The sequence below is a fragment of the Microtetraspora sp. NBRC 13810 genome (assembly GCF_030268685.1).
Classification (GTDB): Bacteria; Actinomycetota; Actinomycetes; order Streptosporangiales; family Streptosporangiaceae; genus BSRQ01.
Genome location: NZ_BSRQ01000007.1, coordinates 368,679 through 385,287, shown reverse-complemented (window position 1 = coordinate 385,287; position 16,609 = coordinate 368,679). Strand labels below are relative to the sequence as shown.

The 16,609-nt window shown below is 71.8% G+C and carries 15 protein-coding genes and 1 rRNA gene; 13 read left to right on the top strand and 3 right to left on the bottom strand.

Annotated features, from left to right (window positions below; translation table 11 throughout):
- The 4 genes from rrf to QSK26_RS17270 form a co-directional block, all read left to right on the top strand.
- Positions 1-115 (top strand): 5S ribosomal RNA (gene rrf / locus QSK26_RS17285); the annotation flags it as partial.
- Between the two features lie 391 nt (positions 116-506).
- On the top strand, positions 507-971 hold the full coding sequence (locus tag QSK26_RS17280) for a PH domain-containing protein (protein WP_285776165.1): 465 nt from the start codon (positions 507-509) through the stop codon (positions 969-971).
- Between the two features lie 598 nt (positions 972-1,569).
- The gene (locus tag QSK26_RS17275; protein WP_285776164.1) at positions 1,570-2,883 is read left to right on the top strand and encodes a hypothetical protein; all 1,314 of its coding nucleotides are present in this window, start codon (positions 1,570-1,572) and stop codon (positions 2,881-2,883) included.
- 14 nt (positions 2,884-2,897) lie between these two features.
- A complete protein-coding gene (locus QSK26_RS17270) occupies positions 2,898-4,172 on the top strand; it encodes a tetratricopeptide repeat protein (protein ID WP_285776163.1) in 1,275 nt (424 codons plus the stop codon).
- Between the two features lie 84 nt (positions 4,173-4,256).
- On the opposite strand, the gene QSK26_RS17265 is transcribed toward QSK26_RS17270, so the two are convergent.
- Positions 4,257-5,183: an MBL fold metallo-hydrolase gene (locus QSK26_RS17265; RefSeq protein ID WP_285776162.1), complete on the bottom strand. Its 927-nt coding sequence runs from the start codon at positions 5,181-5,183 to the stop codon at positions 4,257-4,259.
- Between the two features lie 112 nt (positions 5,184-5,295).
- On the opposite strand from QSK26_RS17265, the gene QSK26_RS17260 reads away from it, so the two are divergent.
- On the top strand, positions 5,296-5,613 hold the full coding sequence (locus QSK26_RS17260; RefSeq protein ID WP_285776161.1) for a single-stranded DNA-binding protein: 318 nt from the start codon (positions 5,296-5,298) through the stop codon (positions 5,611-5,613).
- Between the two features lie 221 nt (positions 5,614-5,834).
- On the opposite strand, the gene QSK26_RS17255 is transcribed toward QSK26_RS17260, so the two are convergent.
- Positions 5,835-7,115, bottom strand: coding sequence for a DUF1015 family protein (locus QSK26_RS17255; RefSeq protein WP_285776160.1), 1,281 nt, complete (start codon positions 7,113-7,115; stop codon positions 5,835-5,837).
- Positions 7,116-7,233: 118 nt separating this feature from the next.
- Between QSK26_RS17255 and QSK26_RS17250 the strand changes: the two genes are divergently transcribed.
- Positions 7,234-7,668: a tetratricopeptide repeat protein gene (locus QSK26_RS17250; RefSeq protein WP_352244336.1), complete on the top strand. Its 435-nt coding sequence runs from the start codon at positions 7,234-7,236 to the stop codon at positions 7,666-7,668.
- A gap of 879 nt (positions 7,669-8,547) precedes the next feature.
- Positions 8,548-9,531, top strand: coding sequence for an HAD-IIA family hydrolase (locus tag QSK26_RS17245; protein WP_285776181.1), 984 nt, complete (start codon positions 8,548-8,550; stop codon positions 9,529-9,531).
- 41 nt (positions 9,532-9,572) lie between these two features.
- Here the strand turns inward: QSK26_RS17245 and QSK26_RS17240 are convergent, their stop codons facing one another.
- Positions 9,573-9,920: an SCP2 sterol-binding domain-containing protein gene (locus QSK26_RS17240; protein WP_285776158.1), complete on the bottom strand. Its 348-nt coding sequence runs from the start codon at positions 9,918-9,920 to the stop codon at positions 9,573-9,575.
- A 439-nt stretch (positions 9,921-10,359) separates the two neighbouring features.
- Between QSK26_RS17240 and QSK26_RS17235 the strand changes: the two genes are divergently transcribed.
- The 6 genes from QSK26_RS17235 (at position 10,360) to QSK26_RS17210 (ending at position 16,609) form a co-directional block, all read left to right on the top strand.
- A complete protein-coding gene (locus QSK26_RS17235; protein ID WP_285776157.1) occupies positions 10,360-10,755 on the top strand; it encodes a hypothetical protein in 396 nt (131 codons plus the stop codon).
- Between the two features lie 25 nt (positions 10,756-10,780).
- The gene (locus QSK26_RS17230) at positions 10,781-11,599 is read left to right on the top strand and encodes a TlyA family RNA methyltransferase (protein ID WP_285776156.1); all 819 of its coding nucleotides are present in this window, start codon (positions 10,781-10,783) and stop codon (positions 11,597-11,599) included.
- Positions 11,596-12,501: an NAD kinase gene (locus QSK26_RS17225; RefSeq protein WP_285776155.1), complete on the top strand. Its 906-nt coding sequence runs from the start codon at positions 11,596-11,598 to the stop codon at positions 12,499-12,501. Before QSK26_RS17230 ends, QSK26_RS17225 begins: the two co-directional genes overlap by 4 nt.
- 128 nt (positions 12,502-12,629) lie before the next feature.
- Positions 12,630-14,342 carry a DNA repair protein RecN gene (gene recN, locus QSK26_RS17220; protein WP_285776154.1) on the top strand — a complete coding sequence of 571 codons (1,713 nt, stop codon included), beginning with the start codon at positions 12,630-12,632 and terminating at the stop codon, positions 14,340-14,342.
- Between the two features lie 120 nt (positions 14,343-14,462).
- The gene (gene steA, locus QSK26_RS17215; RefSeq protein ID WP_502888713.1) at positions 14,463-15,644 is read left to right on the top strand and encodes a putative cytokinetic ring protein SteA; all 1,182 of its coding nucleotides are present in this window, start codon (positions 14,463-14,465) and stop codon (positions 15,642-15,644) included.
- Positions 15,641-16,609: a copper transporter gene (locus QSK26_RS17210; RefSeq protein ID WP_285776152.1), complete on the top strand. Its 969-nt coding sequence runs from the start codon at positions 15,641-15,643 to the stop codon at positions 16,607-16,609. Before steA ends, QSK26_RS17210 begins: the two co-directional genes overlap by 4 nt.

The following is a 16,609-nucleotide window of genomic DNA, read 5'->3' as shown; positions in this document are numbered from 1 at the left end:
CGGCGGTTGTAGCGGTGGGGAAACACCCGGTTACATTCCGAACCCGGAAGTTAAGCCTTCCAGCGCCGATGGTACTGCACTGGGGACGGTGTGGGAGAGTAGGTCACCGCCGGACAATTTTTGTCTGCGGGAAAGGGTCGCCCTTTGGGGCGGCCCTTTTCTGCGTTTGGGGATGTTTTCCTCCGCGACAGTTTTCCTCCGCGACAGTTTTTCTGCGCAGTTTTCCGCGTGGGGTGGTTCACGCGTCCGGGATGAGGAGCCGGTCGGTGGTGGGTGGCCGGTGGTGGGTGGTGGGTTGGTGGTGTGGGGTCATCCGTGGTGGGTGGCCCTTTTTGTGTTTCTGGATCGGTGGCGGAGGAGGATGAGCTAGGCCACGTGGTAGACGGGGGTTACCGTCTCGGCGATGGAAGGCGGGGTGGTGTTTCGGTTGTGGACGCTGGGGGCGGCCGGGGAGTTCGTCGTGTCGGGCGTGTCGCGGCGGGCTTGGGGTGAGGTAGCTTTCGGGCATGAGTGGAGGGTTGGGCGGGCGAGAGTGGCGGGTGCAGCAGAAGCTCGTGGTCGTCAAGGCCGTCGGGCTCGTGGCCGCGCTGGCGCTGACCGCGTTGAGTCTGGACGACCGCCGGGCCGTGGTGCTCTGCGGGGCGGCCGCGCTCGTGCTGGCGGCGCTTCTCGTGCGCGACCTCCTCGTACCGGTCCGGCTCGCGGCGGACGAAGACGGCCTGGTCGTCATCAACGGCTTCGCGGGACGGAAACGCATCGCGTGGTCCGACGTCGAGCGCGTCAAGGTCGACGTGTTCCACCGCTACGGCCGGCGCTGGGAGCACATGGAGATCGACACCGGCACCGGCATTCACGTGCTGGGCTCGGCCTCGCTCGGCACGTCGTGCACCGAGGTGGCGGCGGAGCTGCGCAGCATGCGAGCCGCGTACGGCATGCCGGGCGGAGTCCAGGGCGGCGAAAGCGGCGCGTGACCGCGGATTCCGCACTCGGGAGTGGTTATCCGTCATACCGGCCCCACTGATGGTGCCGGTGTGCACCCTCATGGCCCGGGGAGTTTCAAGGGCTTGCTACGCTTGACATGCCGGGCCACCCCCACGGGTGGCCTTCGTTGCGTCAGACCACCTGGGCGGGGCAGCGATAGGAACCAGACGCACCCGCGGCCAGAGACCGCCCGTACAGCGAAGCCCATCTCCTTCGAGGGATCGGGCAGGGCGAACTCGTTGAGTGAGCCGACGAAATGGACAGAAGTGAACAGAGATAACGGACGCGATGCCGCGGGTCGGCGCGAAGAGGGCGGAGACCGCGCATCGGAGAGTGGCGGCGAGGCCGCAGGCCGCGGAGGCTATGAGGGTGGTCGGGGCCGGCCTGGAGACGGCCCGCGCTACGGAGAGCGGCGCGCGTCGGGCCCGTACGGCTCCCGCGACCGAGCGGGATCGAACGACCGCGAAGGCGGCGACCGGCGATACGGCGGAGGCGGCGACAATCGCCGCGGACCAGGCAATTTCCGCGACCGGGACGACCGGCGCGGCCAGAGCGCTCCCCGCGACCGCGGCGAGGGCGGATTCCGTCGTGACGATCGCGGTACGGGTGGTCCTCGGCGTGATGACCGTGGCGACCGCCCGTCGTTCCGTCGTGATGACCGTGGTGGCGATCGTCCGCCGTTCCGACGGGATGACCGTGGCGAGGGCGGGTTCCGTCGTGATGACCGTGGTGGGGACCGTCCGCCGTTCCGACGGGATGACCGCGGGGCGGGTGGCTACCGGGACGGCGGCGGCTCTGGCGCCCGTCGCGATGACCGCGGCGGATTCCGCCGTGATGACCGCGGTGGCGACCGCCCGTTCCGTCGTGACGATCGTGGCACGGGTGGTCCTCGGCGTGATGACCGTGGCGACCGCCCGGCATTCCGTCGTGATGACCGTGGTGGCGATCGTCCGCCGTTCCGACGGGATGACCGTGGCGAGGGCGGGTTCCGTCGCGATGACCGTGGTGGGGACCGTCCGCCGTTCCGTCGTGACGATCGCGGTGGGGATCGTCCGTTCCGCCGCGATGACCGCGGAGGTGACCGTCCGTTCCGTGGTAACGATCGCGGTGGCGACCGTCCGCCGTTCCGGCGCGATGAGCGTGGTGGCGATCGTCCGTTCCGCCGGGATGACCGTGGCGAGGGCGGGTTCCGTCGCGATGACCGTGGTGGGGACCGTCCGCCGTTCCGTCGTGACGATCGCGGTGGGGATCGTCCGTTCCGCCGCGATGACCGCGGTGGCGATCGTCCGTTCCGTGGTAACGATCGCGGTGGGGACCGTCCGCCGTTCCGGCGCGATGAGCGTGGGGATGATCGCGGAGCCAGTCGTTACCGGGACGGCGGCAGCGGTGGGCGCCGTGATGACCGTGGCGGGTTCCGCAGGGATGATCGCGGAGGCGACCGGCCGCCGTTCCGGCGCGACGACCGGGGCGAGGGGGGCTACCGTCGCGATGACCGCGGTGGGGACCGTCCGTCGTTCCGCCGTGACGATCGTGGCGAGGACCGTCCGTCGTTCCGTCGTGACGATCGTGGCGGGGACCGTCCGTTCCGCCGGGATGACCGCGGTGGGGATCGGCCGTCCTTCCGGCGTGACGACCGTGGTGGGGACCGTCCGCCGTTCCGGCGCGATGACCGTGGAGACCGCCCGTTCCGGCGTGACGACCGTCCGGCCGGTCGGCCGTACGAGCGGGACGATCGTGACGGCGGCGGCTCGCGGAGCCGGTACGGCAGGCCGTCGGACGGGCCGTCCGAGTCGCGGCAGCGGGAGGAACTCCCGGCCCTCGCGCCGGACATCACCCCCGACGAGCTCGACAAGGAGGTCCGCGAGGAGCTGCGTTCGCTTCCGAACGATCTCGCCGAGCTGATCGCCTGCCACCTCGTGGCGGCCGAGCGGGCTCTGAGCGAGGACGAGCCGGAGAAGGCGTACGAGCACGCCAAGGTGGCGCGGCGGTTCGCGGCCCGGATCGGCGTGGTGCGCGAGGCCGCCGGCGTGACGGCTTACCGCGCGGGCGAGTACGCCGAGGCGTTGAGCGACCTGCGGGCCGCGCGCCGGATGACCGGATCCGACGCCTATCTGCCGATCATGGCCGACTGCGAGCGTGGCCTCGGCCGTCCGGAGCGTGCCCTGGACCTGGTCCGTTCGCCCGAGGCCGAGCGGCTCGACCGGGCGGGCGCGATCGAGCTGGCCATGGTGGAGTCCGGCGCGCGCCGCGACCTCGGCCAGCACGACGCCGCGGTGGTGACGCTCCAGCGCCTGCCGGAACTGCGCGACAGCCGTCCGCACCCGTGGTCGGCCCGGCTGGCGTTCGCCTACGCGGACGCGCTGGCCGACGCCGGGCATGAGGCCGCCGCGACCGAGTGGTTCGGCCGGGCGATGGCCTTCGACGAGGAAGGCGAGACCGAGGCCGCCGAACGGTACGCGGAACTCACCGGCGAAGTGATCGAAGACCTCGAAGAGGACTACGAGGACGACGAAGACACTGAGGACATCGAGGACGCCGAGGACGCCGGGGACGCCGAAGGTGAGTCGGAAGACGGCGAAGTGGCCGCCGCGGACGACCAGGATGACGAAGCGGACCTTCCGGGCGACCGCGGTGACGAGGATCTCGACGACCTCGCCGCTTTGGACGCGCAGATCGAAGACGAGGACGATCTGGACGAAGAGGACTTCGCTCCCTCGGCTGCCGAGGACGGTGCCGCGCCGCGTTACGTGAACCCGGACGACCAGGCGGTCAGGGACACGTCCGACGACCCCGGATCGAGGGTGACGCCGGCTGGCGAGACCTCCGACGCCGGGAGCGAGTCGGATGAACCGGACGATTCTGGCGACGAGGTCGCGGAGGACGTCGATGCCGCGTCCGGTGACGGGAGCGCGGAGCAGGCCGGCGAGCCCGCCGGGACGGCGGAGGCGGCGTCCGGCGGCAAGGGTGCCAAGGTCACCGAGACGGTGGACGCCGAGCCCGGTGGCACCGAGGTCGCCGGTCAGGTAGCGGACGCCGAGGCTCCGGGCAAGGCCGCTGAGGCGGCTGCCGCCGGAGGCGAGAAGGCCGGTAAGGAGCGGAAGACCGTGCCGGGCGTGGGGCCCGCGTTCATCGAACCCGACTTCGGCGACGTGCTTGACGGTCCGGAGGACTCGGACGAGCGTAAGAGCTGAACTCGCATCAGGGTAGGCGCCGCACGGATCAGCCGTGCGGCGCCTTTCCTTTTGTGGCGGTTTGCCGGAGCGGTTTCCCGCAGGTCAGGGCTGGACGCGGTCGAGCCAGTGCAGGATGCCCGCGACGTTCGACGGGGCGCCGCTGAGCATCTCGAAGTGCTCGATCGTCTCCGGGTCGGCGCGCAGCGCGGCGTAACGCTCGCGGGTGCGCTCGGCCACCATCGCCACGGCGTGGTCCAGGTCCAGCCCTTCCGACCGCGCCTGCTTGGTGAGGTCCACCCACACCTTGAGTTCCTCGGCTGAGCGCTCCAGGATCGCCGGTACGTCGTCCACCGGGCCGTAGTGGCTGAACAGCAGGCGTTGCGGGCCGAGGGCGGTGAACAGCGCGATCGAGTCGAGCGCGGTGCCCAGGTCGAAGTCCGGCGGCGGCGTGGCCGGGCGGAGGTCACCGGTCTGCGGGAGGTAGACGCCCGCCGCGTCGCCGACGTACAGGTCGCCGGTGGCGGAGTCGATCAGGCCCACGTGGTGTTTGGCGTGGCCGGGCGAATAGTGGCTGTTCAGGGTGCGTCCGTTGCCCAGGTCGATGGCGCCGGTGTCGCCGAGCGCGCGGATCCGCGACGCGTCGGTGGGCGACAGCGTGCCGAACAGCGTGTCGAGACGGTCGCCCCAGACCATCTTGGCGCTGGCCATGAGCCGGGACGGGTCGGCCAGATGCCGGGCGCCCTTCTCGTGCACCACGATCTCGGCGGAGGGGAAGAATCGGGCGATGTCCCCGACTCCTCCCGCGTGGTCCAGGTGGATGTGCGTGACGACGACGGTGGCGAGATCGTCCGGCCCGACGCCCAGCGAGGCGAGCGCGTCGCGGACCACCGGCGCGGAGGTGGACGTGCCGGTCTCCACCAGGCACGGGCGGTCGCCCAGGATCGCGTATCCGGCGGTGATGCCGGTATATCCGGCCATACGGGTGTCGATCTCGTACACGTCTCCGCCGAGGGCGGTGATGTTGTCCACAGGCCACCTCAGTACTGGAACCGGTGTTCCCCAGAATGCGGTTCGAGTCATCCTGGTGTAGCTCACATCGTAAAGAGTGATCCCCGAGGAAGGACATCAAGGAGGGGATCAGATGGACCGCAACGAGGTCACGCTGGTGGGGCGGATGTCCGCGGCGGCCGAGGACAGGTCGCGCGCCGGTGGCACCACGCTCACGACCTGGCGGTTGATCGTCCGCAGACGGGCGGCCGTCGTCGACGTCATCGACTGTGTGACCTTCGATCCGGAGCTCGCGGCGGCCGTCGCCCGACGACGGCCCGGTGACGTCATAGAGGTCACCGGGGCGCTGCGCCGCAGGTTCTTCAACACCGGCCAGGGCAAGGTCAGCACCTATTCGGTGGAGGCGGCAGGAGTCCGTGTCGTCGACCGACCAGCCGAGACGGGGCCCTAACCGGGGGCGGGGCCGGGGCTGAGGTTGGGGTTGGTGCCGGGTCGAGCGAGGTCGGGGTTGGGGGGCGAGGTCGCGTCAGGTCGGGGTCGAGGCTGGTGCCGAGGGCGGGGGCGAACGAGGTCGGGGTTGGGGCCGAGCGAGGTCGGGCCGGGTCGGGGTCGGGCGTGTGCGGCAGGGGCGGTAAGTGGGGGCGGTGCCAAAGAGTGTGTCAGAGGGTGGTGTCAGAGGGTGGTGAAGGTGCGTAGGACCAGGCCGGTGCGGGGCTTGGGGCCGAAGGATGTCGACTTGCGCGGCACCCGCTCGCCGCCGGCCGCCACGGCGAGCACGTCCGGCACCGACAGGGGGTTGAGGATGACGGCGGTCCCACCGGCCTGCCGGGCGAGGCGTGCGGCGGCCTCGGCGTCGTGGTGCACGATGTGCACGGTCTGCTCGTCGTCGTAGAGTCCCCAGACCTTCGGCAGCAGAAACTCGGCGAGGATGGAGGTGTTCAGCGAAGACCAGCGTTCCGACCTAGATGCGGGCATCGCGTGCCGCACCTGCAGGGGGTCCGGAGCCGTGAGCAGGTGTGCGTGTCCCGCGCCGGCCAGCAGGTAGGCGGGCTCGTCCGCCTCGGCCAGTGCCGCAAGGCCCTCGTCGAGGTCGGCGTGCTCGGTGACCTGCCAGGCGCCCTTCGCCTTGGTGACCGCCTCGTGCAAGGGCAGGCCCGGGATCACGCGGTGGATCGCCTTCAGGTGCGGGGGGTAGGCGCTGGAGTCGACCAGGAGCGCCAGCCCGTGGTCCCAGGGGCCGTCGGCGTCGCCCGCCGTGTGGTGTTCGAGCTGGAGCGCACGGTAGGTGGCGTAACGGTGATGGCCGTCGGCGATCAGCGCCTGCCGGTCGCGCAGGTCGTCGTTGACACGGGTGATCTCGGCCTCGTCGGTGAGCGCCCAGAGCCGGTGGCGGACCTCGTCCCCGCCCGGCGCCTTCACCACCGCCTCGGTGAGGGGCGCCCGGGTGGTGGCCACCTCGTCCACCAGGGCCGTGGCGGCACTGTTCCCGCCGTCGTACAGCAGAAAGATGGGCTCCAGGTTGGCCTCGGTGGTGCGCATCAACGCCAGCCGGTCGGCGACCGGGCCGGGCATGACGTCCTCGTGCGGCAGGATGATCCGCCGCTCGGGGTCGGCCAGGGCCACGTCGCCGATCAGGCCGCGCTGCAACACCCGGCCCTGCGCGCTCTGCTCGTAGACGTAGATCGCGGGCTGGGGGTCGGTGGCGAGGACGCCCGCCTCCAGCCAGGCGTGCAGCGTGTCGCGGGCCTGCCCGTACCGGTGCCGATCGGCGCCGGGAAGGATGAGCCGCACCACGTTGTTGGGATGGGTGTCGAGCAGTGTTCGCGCGTCTTCATCGGAGATCAGGTCGTATGGCGGAGAGGTGACGTCGGCCACGTCCGTCACGGCGAAACGCACGCCGTGGAAGGGGCGCAACGTCAGCCCATCCGGCACCGGCAGTTCAGGATTCGCCATATCGGGCATGCTCCCATAGGTCTGAAACGTCCAGCGGGCCGCTTCGATGATGTGGCGACCCATCAGGAATTGGTCTGTTGTCCGTGCTCGGCCCATGTCGTTCAAGGAGGCCTCTCACATGACCCAAGGCCGGAGTGGCCCGTATGATTCCCCCGACTACGGAGTGGGAACCCCGGCTGGAGACGTCTACGAATGGTTTCAGCGCGGGATGAAGCTCCTGCAAGAGGGCAGTCCCGCTGCGGCCGCGGCACTGCTGGAGCGCGCGGCCGAGGCCGAGCCCGAGTCCCGCAGCGTCCGCGAGGCGCTGGCCAGGGCACAGTTCAACTCCCGGCAGTACGCCGAGGCCGCCGACAGCTTTCGCCTGATCGTGGACGCGAACCCGGCCGATGACTACGCCTATTTCGGTCTCGGGCTCGCCCTGTGGCGTACCGGCGACATGGAGGCCGCGCAGGAGCCGCTCGCCATCGCCGTGGCCATGAGCCCCGACCAGCGGCACTACGTGTCCGCGTTGAAGAGTGTGCGCGCGACGCTGCAGGCCCGCCGCGACATGTGAGTGAACGTTTATCTGCTTGGCCGCGGCTGGACGGCTGCTGGGTGCTGCTGGGTGCTGCTCGGGGAGCGGGGCGGGTGTTCGCGGGGTATGAAGCCTGACCTCCGATGCTCGGAGCACAGGTGGCTTCAGAGCTTGGACGGCTGCGGAGAGCGCTGCGGAACAGTGGCTGTGAAATACGGATGGACTCGGGATGCATGGGGCTTCAGAGCAAGGGGCCTCTGGGGTGGCATCGGCGGTGGTTTCGGCGGGTGGCTTCCGAGGACTGTGGATATGGGGCTGACCGTTGAGGGTGGCGAGAGGTAGCGCGCGGAGCCGCGTTTTGGCGGCGGGCGCATGTTGAGGGTGGCGGGGGCTGTGGTTGGAGGTTTGGGGATTGTGGGGTCTTGGCGGTTAGGGCGTGGGCGGTAAGTCGCGGTCATGGCGTGAGCGGCCGGGAATGTGGGTGGGCTTGGGCGGTCGTGGCGTGGACGGCCGGGGATGTGGGTGGGGCTTGGGCGGTCGTGGTGTGAGCGGTCAAGTTTGAGCAGCGTGTGGACGGCCGGGGCTGGGGCTTGGGCAGTCTGGGTGTGGGCGGGACATGGGCGGCCAGATGTGGGCGGCCGGGGTTGTGGGTGGGGCGTGGGCGGCCAGATGTGGATGGCCGGGGTTGTGGGTGGGGCGTGGGCGGCCGTGTGGGGGTCGGATGGCCAGGGATGTGGGTGGGGATGAGGGGTTGGTGTGTGGGCGGTCGGGGTGTGGGGCTGTGAGAATGGGTTTCGGGTGGCTGCCGGGTGAGGGTTTGTGGCTGTTGGGCTTTGGCGGTCATGAGGACGATTGTGGGCATGGGCAGCTGATCGGCCGTGGACTTGAGGTGGTTCTGTGAGTGAGCGGGACGGCGCGATGATCGAGGGTTACGACACCCTGCTGCTCGATCTCGACGGTGTCGTCTATCTGGGGCGGCACGCCGTGCGCGGTGCCGCGGAGGCGCTGGCGCGGGCGCAGGACGGCGGTGTCCGGCTCGCCTACGTGACGAACAACGCCTCGCGGACGCCCGCCGCCATCGCCGAGCACCTGTCCTCCCTCGGCGTCCCGGCCGAGGCGGGGGACGTGGTGACCTCCGCCCAGGCGGCGGCCAGGCTCGTCGCCGAGCGGGTCGAGCCGGGCGCGCCGGTCCTCGTCGTGGGCGGCATGGGGCTGCGCCAGGCGGTGCGCGCCCGCGGGCTCAGGCCGGTCACCACTGCCGCGGAGAACCCGGTGGCCGTCGTCCAGGGCATCGCGCCCGACCTGTCGTACGGGCTGCTCGCTGAGGGGGCGCTGGCCGTACGGCGGGGCGCGCTGTTCGTGGCGGCGAACGGCGACTCCACCATGCCCACCGGGCGTGGCGAGCTGCCCGGGAACGGCGCCATGGTGCGGGTGATCGCGACCGCGACCGGTGTCGAGCCGATCGTCGCGGGCAAGCCGCAGCCGCCGCTGCACCGCGAGTCCATCCTGCGTACCGGCGCCCGTCGCCCGCTGATCGTGGGCGACCGGCTGGACACCGACATCGAGGGTGCGACCAACGCGGCCACCGACAGCCTGCTCGTCCTCACCGGCGTGGCCACGCCGCTCGACCTGCTGACCGCCGGGCCCGGGCATCGCCCCACCTACGTCGCCGCGGACCTGAGCGCGCTGGGCGAGCCCTACCCGCCGGTGCGGCGAGGCGAGCACGGGTGGACGTGTGGCGGGTGGACCGCCCGCTGGGAGGAGGGCCGGCTCGGCCTGGCAGGGGCGGGTGAGCCGCTGGACGGGCTGCGGGCCGCGAGCGGGGCGGCGTGGGAGGCGGCAGGCGACGGCGCCGCCGACGAGGACGCGGTGAAGCCCGTTCTGGCGGCACTGGGGTTCTGAGGGGGCAGGCGGTCCCCGGAGGGGCGGAGTGAGGGGGCGGGTTAGAGGAGTTTGCGAAGTCTGAGCATGTCGCCGAAGCTCGCCTCGATCTTGACCCGGCCGGAGAACAGGGCGCGGGTCATGTCGAGCTCGCCGGCGACGAGGGCGACGAGGTCGTCGCTGGAGATCGTCAGGCGGATGTCGGCGGCACCGTCCGCCTTGGCGGGGAACTCCTGGAAGGGGTCGAGCCCGCCGTGGTGGATGCGGCCGTAGAAGGTGGTGTCGAGGTCTGAGATGCGGCAGCCGATAGTACGCTCTACGACGTGCTTCGCCCGGGTCTCCTCATCGACTTCGTCGAACTGCTCCGCGAGCTTGCGCAGCGCCGCCCGGCATTCCTCGACGGTCGCCATAGATCGATTTCCCTTCTCCTGCGGACCGGCCGAAAACCTCTTACCTACGGACGGTAGCGTTCCACACGAGTGATTCGCGTGCCCGGCGCGGGGTGTGCCGGAGGGAGGTCGCCGCGATGGTGTTCGAAGCGCTCCCGGCGCCGTCCCGGGTCGCCACCGGTTCTCATGGAAGGTACAACGTCCGAGGCCCGCGCGGTGGTTCGCGGGCCGGACGCCCGGGTGAAGAAGAAGTGCCGGTTAGGGGAGGGCGAAGCCGTACGGGGCGGCGGTCGTGGGGATAAGGTCACATCTCCGGCCGGTCCCGCAGGTGTGGCCGCCGGACCCGGTCCGCGGGGCGCGGCTTCGGATACGTTCGACGCGGCGCGCACGGAGCGGGCCCGCGGGAAGGCCGGAGACCGGCAGTCAGAGGCTTGATCGAGACGACGACAGGAGGGCGCGCGTGACGGATCCGCTGCGGAACACAGGTGACGAACAGGTCGACGACGCCCTTCGCGGCCTCGACCGGCTCGCGACACTGCCCGTCGCCGAGCACGTGGCCGTGTTCGAGGAGGCGCACGCCGGCCTGGAACGCGCACTGGCCAAGGCGGCCGACGAGACGTCGGACGCGGCCGGCGCCGGGTCCGGTGCGGGCGGCGGCACCGCCGGCGCGGATGATGGCAGGGCTGGGAACGGCGCCGCGGCGACGGACCGGGCTCCCGGACCCGCGCCGGGACCAGGACTCAGGCCGGGACCAGGACTCAGGCCGGGACCGGGGCTCAGACCGGGGCCAGGGGCCAGGCCGGGGCCGGGGTCGTCGGGTGCCGGTGGGGCCGGAGTGGCGGGATGGACGAGTTGACCGGTGGGAAGAGGCGGGGACGAGGGTGAGCAGGCGGACGCGGCTCGACAGCGAGCTCGTGCGCAGAGGGCTCGCCAGGTCGAGGGAGCAGGCGGGAACGCTCATCGAGACCGGGCGGGTCAGCGTCGGCGGCCGGGTGGCGGCCAAGGCGGCCACGCAGGTGGACACCGCCTCCGCCATCGTGGTGGCCGAGTCGGAGGCCGGGCCGGACTACGTCTCGCGAGGGGCGCACAAACTGCTGGGCGCGCTGACGGCGTTCGGGCCGCGCGGCCTCGCCGTACAGGGGCGCCGCTGCCTTGACGCGGGCGCCTCCACCGGCGGGTTCACCGACGTCCTGCTGCGGGCGGGCGCGGCGCACGTGGTCGCGGTGGACGTCGGCTACGGCCAGCTCGCCTGGTCGCTGCGGACCGACGAGCGGGTCACGGTGATGGAACGGGTCAACGTGCGCGATCTGGCGCCCGGCGACGTGGGCGAGCCGCCCACGCTGGTCGTCGGCGACCTGTCGTTCATCTCGCTGCGCCTGGTGCTGCCCGCCCTGGCCGCGTGCGCCGCGCCGGCGGCCGACTTCGTGATGCTGGTCAAGCCGCAGTTCGAGGTGGGCAAGGAGAAGGTGGGCGCGGGCGGAGTGGTCCGCGATCCCGGGCTGCGGGCGGGCGCCGTGCGCGAGTCGGCCGCCGCGGCCCGCGCGCTCGGCCTCGACGTGCGCGGGGTCACGGCGAGCCCGCTGCCGGGCCCCTCGGGCAACGTGGAGTACCTGCTCTGGATGGGCAGGGGCGCAGGGGCGCCGCCTCTGACCGGCCTGGACGACGAGATCGAGCGAGCCGTGGCGGAGGGCCCCCAGTGAGCACGGACCGGACCGTTCTGATCACCGTCCACACCGGGCGGGAGGCCGCGGTCGAGAGCGCGCGGCTGGTCATCCACCGCCTGCTGTCCGCCGGGCTGCAGGTGCGGGTGCTCGACTCCGAGGCGGAGGAGATCGCCTGCCCCGGCGCGGAGGCCGTCCCGGCCGGGACCGCCGCGGTCAAGGACACAGAGATGATCATGGTGCTCGGCGGCGACGGCACTCTGCTGCGCGCCGCCGAGCTGGCCAGGCCGAGCGGCACTCCGCTGCTCGGCGTCAACCTGGGCCACGTCGGCTTCCTGGCGGAGGCGGAGGTGGACGACCTGGCCAGTGCCGTCGAAGGCGTCGTGCACCGCAGGTACGACGTGGAGGAGCGGCTCACGGTCGAGGTGACCGCGCGGCTCAACGGCGAGGTGCTCGCGGAGACGTGGGCGCTGAACGAGGTCGCCGTCGAGAAGCGCGACCGCATGCTGGAGGTCGTCGCCGAGATCGACGGCCGCCCGCTCTCCCGCTGGGGGTGCGACGGCGTCATCTGCGCCACGCCGACCGGCTCCACCGCCTACGCGTTCTCCGCGGGCGGGCCGGTGGTCTGGCCCGAGGTGGAGGCGCTGCTGCTGGTGCCGATCAGCGCGCACGCCCTTTTCGCCCGGCCCATGGTGGTCTCCCCGCGGGCGACGCTGGCGGTGGAGATCCTGCCCGACACGCCGGGCGGCGTCCTGTGGTGCGACGGCCGCCGCCGCTTCGACCTGCCCTCCGGGGTGCGGGTCGAGGTGCGCAGGGGAAGCGTCCCGGTACGGCTGGCGCGGCTGCACGGCCTGGAGGACACCGGGGCTCCGTTCACCGATCGCCTGGTGGCGAAGTTCGATCTGCCGGTCCAGGGCTGGCGGGGAAGGGTGCGCCCTTAGGCGGCGGGACACCCCGCCGCCTGCCGATGTTACCCACAGGCTCAGGGCCGCCGTGGCCCGGAGCGCGTAGGATCGTGACGCGCGCACCGTACAGGTGTTCGGTCGCTTGGATGGGACGGGAGGGACCAGTGCGACCCAGGGTCGAGGAGGTCCGAATCCAGGGGCTCGGCGTCATCGACGAGGCGGTCCTGGAGCTTTCGCCGGGGTTCAACGTGGTCACGGGCGAGACCGGCGCGGGCAAGACGATGGTGGTGACCGGGCTCGGCCTGCTGTTCGGCGGCCGGGCCGATCCGGCGCGCGTGCGACCGGGCACCGACAAGGCGACGGTCGAGGGCACGCTGGTCGTCGAGCGCGAGGGCCGGGTGGCCCAGCAGGTCGAGGACGTGGGCGGCGAGGTCGACGGCGGCGAACTCATCATCTCCCGCACCGTCTCCACCGAGGGGCGCAGCCGCGCCTGGCTCGGCGGCCGTGCCGTGCCGGTCGGCACGCTCACCTATCTCGCCGACGACCTGGTGGCCGTGCACGGCCAGATGGACCAGCAGCGGCTGCTCCAGCCCGGCAGGCAGCGCGCCGCCCTCGACCGTTACGCGGGTGAGGAGCTGGTCAAGCCGCTGCGCGACTACGAGCACGCCTACAAGCGGCACAAGCAGGTGGCCGAGCAGCTCGCCGACATCACCGCGCGGGCCAGGGAGCGCGCCCAGGAGGCCGACGTGCTCCGGTTCGGCCTGGAGGAGATCGAGAAGGTCGACCCCAAGGCCGGGGAGGACGTCTGGCTGCGTGAGGAGGAGGACCGCCTCTCCCACGCCGACGCGCTGCGCGGCGCGGCGGGCGGAGCGCACGGCGCCCTGCTGGCCGACCCGATGAGCAGCGGCCAGTCCGGGCAGGACGCGATCTCCCTGGTCGGCGAGGCGCGCGCCGCGATCGAGGCGGTGCGCGACTTCGACCCGGCGCTGGGCGGCCTGGCCGACCGGCTCGCCGAGGCCGGTTACCTGCTGTCCGACGTGGCGACCGAGCTGGCCGCCTACGCCGAGTCGGTCGACGCCGACCCCGCCCGGCTGGCGGTCGTCCAGGAGCGCAGGTCCCAGCTGGGCGCGCTCACCAGGAAGTACGGCGAGGACGCCACGGCGGTGCTGGCCTGGGCCGAGCAGGCCGCGCTGCGGATCGCCGAGCTCGACGGCGACGACGACCGGGTGGCCGAGCTCACCCGCGAGCACGAGCAGCTCACCGTCCGGGTCACCGAGCTGGCCGCCGACCTGACCGGCATCCGCACCGCCGCCGCCGAGCGGTTCGGCGAGGCGGTCACCCGGGAGCTGACCGCGCTCGCGATGCCGCACGCGCGGGTCGTGGTGCGGCTCTCCCCGGGCAAGGAGTTCGGCCCGCACGGCATCGACGAGGTGGAGCTGCTCATGGCCGCCCACCCCGCCGCGCCGCCGCTGCCGCTCAACAAGGGCGCGTCGGGCGGCGAGCTGAGCCGGGTCATGCTCGCCATCGAGGTGGTCTTCGCGGGCGCCGACCCGGTGCCGACCTTCGTCTTCGACGAGGTGGACGCGGGGGTGGGCGGCAAGGCCGCGGTCGAGATCGGCCGCAGGCTCGCCATGCTCGCGCGCAGCGCCCAGGTGATAGTCGTCACCCACCTGCCGCAGGTGGCCGCCTTCGCCGACCAGCACCTCGTGGTCGAGAAGGCGAGCGACGGCAGCATCGTGCGCAGCGGCGTGGTGACCCTGGACCACGAGGGCCGGGTGCGCGAGCTGTCGCGCATGCTCGCCGGCATGGAAAACTCCGAGCTCGGCCGGGCGCACGCCGAGGAGCTGCTCTCGATCGCGGCGGAGAGCAAGGTCTGACCGGATGATGCGACCGGGTTCCCCGTGGCGGGTGTGGCGCGCCGAAACCGACACGCCGCGGCATGCGGGACCTACGAGGTCGCTCACTCTGGCAGGATGGTCTTGATGAAGGTTCCGACCATGAAGGTTCCGGGCCTCCGCCGCTGGAAGGTCGACGACCTTCCCGGGGTGACGGCAGTGGCGAGAATCGATCGGCGGACCAAGAGGCTGACCAAGCGCCTCAGGGCCGGAGAGATCGCGATCATCGACCACGTGGACGTCGACCGGGTCAGCGCGGAGGCGCTTGTCGCGTGCGGCGCCGCCGCCGTCGTCAACGTCGCGGCGGGCATCAGCGGCCGCTATCCCAACCTGGGCCCGCAGATCATCGTCGAGGCCGGGGTGCCGTTCGTCGACAACGCCACGCCCGAGCTGTTCGAGCGGGTCAAGGACGGCGATCTGGTCCGGGTGCACGAGGGGGTCGTCTACCTCGACGGCGAGACGGTCGGCAAGGGCGACGTCGCCACGGAGGAGACGGTCAACGCCGCGATGACCGAGGCCCGCGCCGGGCTCTCGGTGCAGATCGAGGCGTTCGCCGCCAACACGATGGAATACGTCCGCCGCGAGCGCGACCTGCTCATCGACGGCATCGGCGTCCCGGAGATCCGCACGCCGATGGAGGGCCGTCACGTCCTCATCGTGGTGCGCGGCTACCACTACAAGGAAGACCTCGCCACGCTGCGTCCCTACATCAGGGAGTACCGCCCGGTGCTCATCGCCGTCGACGGCGGCGCCGACGCGCTGATGGAGGCCGGTTACCTGCCCGACATGATCGTCGGAGACTTCGACTCGGTCTCCACCAAGGCGCTCACCACCGGCGCGGAGCTCGTGGTGCACGCCTACCGCGACGGCCGCGCCCCCGGCCTGGACCGGGTGCACAAGCTCGGCCGGGACGCCGTGCTCTTCCCCGCGCTCGGCACCAGCGAGGACATCGCGATGCTCCTCGCCGATGACAAGGGAGCCGATCTCATCGTGGCCGTGGGCACCCACGCGACCCTGGTCGAATTCCTCGACAAGGGGCGCTCGGGCATGGCGAGCACCTTCCTCACCCGGTTGCGGGTCGGCAGCAAGCTCGTCGACGCCAAGGGTGTGAGCCGGCTCTACCGCAGCCGGATCTCCACGTCGTCGCTCCTCCTGCTCGTGCTCACCACCCTGATCACGATAGCCGTGGCACTCGGGGTGTCGCCGGTGGGCCAGATCTGGCTGACCGGGCTCCATGATTTCTGGAACGGTTTCATCTTCTGGCTGGTCGGACTCTTCTCGTGATCGATTTCCGCTATCACCTCGTCTCCATCGTCGCGATCTTCCTCGCGCTGTCGGTCGGCATCGTGCTGGGCGCCACCTTCTTGCAGGGGCCCGCGATCGAGCTGGCCAACCAGACGGTCGGGCGCGTCAGTCAGCACAACGAGGAGCTCCTGCGGCAGGTGCAGACCCTGCAGGGCAGGGAGACGGGCAACGACGGGTTCATCGGCGGGGTGACCCCGCAGCTCGTGCAGGGGGAGCTCGCCGGGGAGCGCGTCCTCATCGTGGAGGCGCCCGGCGTCACCGCGGGCCTGCGCGACGCCGTGCAGGAGTCGCTCGGCCAGGCGGGGGCGGCGGTGACCGGGCGGGTCGCGGTCACCGACCGATTCTTCGACCCCAAGCAGAGCGGGGTGCTCGACCAGCTCGCGCTGGCCGCCAAACCGGCGGAGATGTCCTTCTCCGAAGGGCTCACCCCCTACGACCGGGCCGCCGCCGTGCTCGCCGCCGCGGTGGTCACCGCCGACAGCGCGGAGGGCGGCAGGGAGAACCCCGCGGCCTCGGGCGTGCTCGACGCGTTCGAGAAGGGCGGCATGATCACCACCAGCGGCGATCCGGCGCAGCGCGCCACGCTGGCGGTCGTGATGGCCCCCGCCGACCCCTACGAGGGAGAGAACGCCGAGTCGCAGAACGCCGCGCTCGTCTCCCTCGCCGCCGGGCTGGACGCGGCGGACGGCGGCACCATCGTCGCCGGGCCGCTCAGCGCCTCGGGCGCCGGCGGGCTCATCGCCGCCCTCCGCGACTCCGGCGAGCCGTCCGGCGGCGTGTCGAGCGTGGACACCGCCGATATGCCGGTGGGCCGGATCGTGTTGGTCTACGCTTTGCGGGAGCAGTTGGCGGGTGACGCGGGCCACTACGGCCTCGGCGCCGGAGCCTCGGCCTTCGAGCCCTCGCCCGCCGCCTCTCCCACCCCCAGATCATCCGGAGGCTGA

Bases quoted from the DNA above. Each gene is read 5' to 3' on its own strand.
- QSK26_RS17240 (WP_285776158.1), bottom strand. From the start codon at position 9,920: ATGGCGACCGTCGAGGAATGCCGGGCGGCGCTGCGCAAGCTCGCGGAG.
- QSK26_RS17255 (WP_285776160.1), bottom strand. From the start codon at position 7,115: ATGGCGAATCCTGAACTGCCGGTGCCGGATGGGCTGACGTTGCGCCCC.
- QSK26_RS17280 (WP_285776165.1), top strand. From the start codon at position 507: ATGAGTGGAGGGTTGGGCGGGCGAGAGTGGCGGGTGCAGCAGAAGCTC.
- QSK26_RS17245 (WP_285776181.1), top strand. From the start codon at position 8,548: ATGATCGAGGGTTACGACACCCTGCTGCTCGATCTCGACGGTGTCGTC.
- steA (WP_502888713.1), top strand. From the start codon at position 14,463: ATGAAGGTTCCGGGCCTCCGCCGCTGGAAGGTCGACGACCTTCCCGGG.
- QSK26_RS17250 (WP_352244336.1), top strand. From the start codon at position 7,234: ATGACCCAAGGCCGGAGTGGCCCGTATGATTCCCCCGACTACGGAGTG.
- QSK26_RS17260 (WP_285776161.1), top strand. From the start codon at position 5,296: ATGGACCGCAACGAGGTCACGCTGGTGGGGCGGATGTCCGCGGCGGCC.